The organism is Cytophagia bacterium CHB2, assembly GCA_030263535.1.
Lineage (GTDB): Bacteria > Zhuqueibacterota > Zhuqueibacteria > Zhuqueibacterales > Zhuqueibacteraceae > Coneutiohabitans.
On record SZPB01000560.1, the window covers coordinates 1 to 2,820 of the forward strand.

General features: G+C 55.6%; 3 protein-coding genes. All 3 read left to right on the forward strand.

Features of this window, described 5'->3' with window-relative positions; genetic code table 11:
• Positions 1–21 precede the first annotated feature (21 nt).
• The 3 genes from fusA to FBQ85_28890 all read left to right on the forward strand — a co-directional run bounded on the left by fusA (position 22) and on the right by FBQ85_28890 (position 2,745).
• Entirely contained in the window at positions 22–1,419 is a 1,398-nt protein-coding gene (fusA, locus tag FBQ85_28880; protein MDL1879149.1) for an elongation factor G, read from the forward strand.
• A gap of 4 nt (positions 1,420–1,423) precedes the next feature.
• Positions 1,424–1,924: an HIT domain-containing protein gene (locus FBQ85_28885; GenBank protein MDL1879150.1), complete on the forward strand. Its 501-nt coding sequence runs from the start codon at positions 1,424–1,426 to the stop codon at positions 1,922–1,924.
• A 110-nt stretch (positions 1,925–2,034) separates the two neighbouring features.
• Positions 2,035–2,745 (forward strand): site-2 protease family protein, encoded by a 711-nt coding sequence (locus tag FBQ85_28890; protein MDL1879151.1) that lies wholly within the window; start codon positions 2,035–2,037, stop codon positions 2,743–2,745.
• Positions 2,746–2,820 lie beyond the last annotated feature (75 nt).

A 2,820-nucleotide genomic window follows, 5' to 3' on the forward strand; every position in this document is an offset into this window, starting at 1 on the left:
GCCGTTGCCGACCAATGCGCCATGCGTATCGCGGCCGTCCCACAACGCCACAAACGAACCGGCTTGCTTGATTTCATTGTGGAATACGGCCCGGCCCCGGATTTCCGCGGCGAAATCGCAGGCCAGGGCGAAGGCAACGGGCAAAAACTCACGCGCAAAATTTCCGACGAGGCGCCGTTTTCTGCGTTGGTTTTTAAAACGCTTTCAGAAGCCCATCTCGGCGAATTGTCGCTCTTCAAAGTGTTCTCCGGCAAGATGCATCCCAATTCCGAAATTTATAATGCCACGCAGCGCAGCTCCGAGAAAATCGGCCAAATCTATTGCATGAATGGCAAAAATCGCGCGGAAGTGGCGCATTTGCACGCGGGCGACATTGCGGCCGTGGCAAAGCTGCGCAACACGCATACCGGCCACACGCTGTGTGACAGCCGTCAAATCATCCTGCTGCCGCCGATCGGTTTCCCCAACCCGCTCATGACCATCGCGATCGAGCCGAAATCAAAAGGCGACGAAGATAAAATGTCAACCGGCTTGCATGCGCTGGAACATGAAGATCCCGCGTTCAGCATGCGCGTCGATCCCGAGCTGCATCAGGTCTTGCTGATGGGACAAAGCGAATTGCATCTTGGCATGATCGTCAAGCGCTTGAAAGAAAAGTACGGCGTGGAGGTCAACATTGTCGATGCGAAAATCCCTTATCGCGAAACCATTCGCGGCAGCGCCGCGGAATTTTACCGCCACAAAAAACAATCCGGCGGCGCGGGCCAGTTTGGCGAAGTTCATTTTTATATGGAGGGCTATCGCGAGGGCGCGCCGGTGCCGGGTGATTACACCGTGCGCGACACCGAATTGACCGACATGCCGTGGGGCGGAAAATTGGAATTCATCAATGCCATCGTCGGCGGCGTGATCGACGCGCGCTTCATTCCGGCGGTCAAAAAAGGCATTTTGGAAATCATGGCTTCGGGCGTGGTCGCCGGTTATCCCGTCACCAACGTGCGCGTGGTTCTGTACGACGGCAAAATGCATCCGGTGGATTCCAATGAAAACGCCTTTAAAACTGCGGGCAGAATGTGTTTCAAAGAGACGTTTCAAAAAGCCAAGCCGGTTATTCTCGAACCGATTTTGGAAGTTGAAGTCACGGTGCCGGATGAATACATGGGCGATGTGATGGGCGATTTTTCCGGCAATCGCGGCAAAATTTTGGGTATGGAAGGCCGCGGCAAGAATCAGGTCATTCGCGCGCTGGTGCCACAAAAAGAAATGGCGAAGTACTCCAACAAACTGCGTTCGATGACGCAAGGCCGGGGCATTTACACGCAAAAATTCGCCCATTATGAAGAAGTGCCGCGCGACCAGGCCGAGAAACTGATGAAAGAGTATGAAGAAGCGCGCGCGCAAGGCTCGCACGCAGGTTGAGCCGATGGCAGACACAACGCAATCGCAAATATTGTGGGCGCCCTGGCGCATCGAGTATATCTTGGGCCCGAAGGAATCGGGCTGCATTTTTTGCGACAAGCCCAAACAGTCGAACGATCGCGACAATTTCATCGTCCATCGCGGCGAGTTTGCGTTCGTGATTATGAACAAATATCCCTACAACAACGGCCATCTCATGGCAGTGCCGTATCGCCATGAATCCGCGTTTGATCGCTTGAGCGCCGAGGAGATGGCGGAAATGATGGTGTTGTTGCAGCAGTCGAGCCGCGCGTTGCAGCGCATCATGCGGCCGCACGGCTTCAACATCGGCATGAATGTCGGCTCCGCCGCCGGCGCGGGCATAGATGATCACCTGCATTTTCACATCGTGCCGCGCTGGAGCGGCGACACCAACTTTATGCCGGTGGTGGGACACACAAAGATCATTTCGGAAGGATTGTGGGAGACGTGGGCGCATTTGCGGGAGGCCTTCAGCAGTCTCTAAACTCACCCGGCACATTCTGCATATTCTCACACCTTATCACGTGACGCCTTTATCACGTTAAACGTGTCAGGTGTAAAGCGTAAGTAACCTCTCATTCATGGTCATTTTTCATGTCTTTTGATTATCTTGCGCTCGGCCCGATCTGGTACGTAATTTTTCTGCTCTCACTCACCTGTCATGAAGCAGCGCACGCGCTGGCGGCTAAAATCGGCGGTGATATGACGGCGTTCGAAGGCGGCCAGGTCACGCTCGACCCGATCCCGCATATGCGCCGCGAGCCGTTCGGAACCATCTTCGTTCCACTGCTATCCTTTTTGCTCTACGAAGGCCGCTGGATGATCGGCTGGGCGAGCGCGCCCTACGATCCGGCGTGGCAGCAGCGTCATCCCAAGCGCGCCGCGTGGATGGCGCTCGCCGGCCCGCTCGCGAATTTCGGGCTGGTTCTGCTGGCCGCGCTGGCGATTCGCACCGGCATTGCTACAGGCGTTTTTGAAATACCGCAAAGCCTCAGTTTTACCAAAATCGTGGCGGCCGGCAGTGAAGGCCTTCCCGAAACCATTGCCACCTTCTTGAGCATCCTCTTCTGCCTCAATCTCCTCTTGATGGCTTTCAATCTGCTGCCGGTGCCTCCGCTTGACGGCATCACCGTGCTCGGCCTTTTCTTGAGTGAGAATATGGCGCGCCGCGTGGCGGAGTTCAGTCACACACCATTTGTCTTTCTGGGATTGCTGATCGCCTGGAAGATGTTTGATTATGTTTTCCCGCCGATTTTTCGCTTTGCCATTGGCGTGCTGTATCCGGAGGCGAAATATGGGTGGTAGAGTTGGGATGAGATCGGAGGCTCGGGGCTTCGACAGGCTCAGCCCCCGAACTCGGCTCAGCCCCCGAACTCGGCT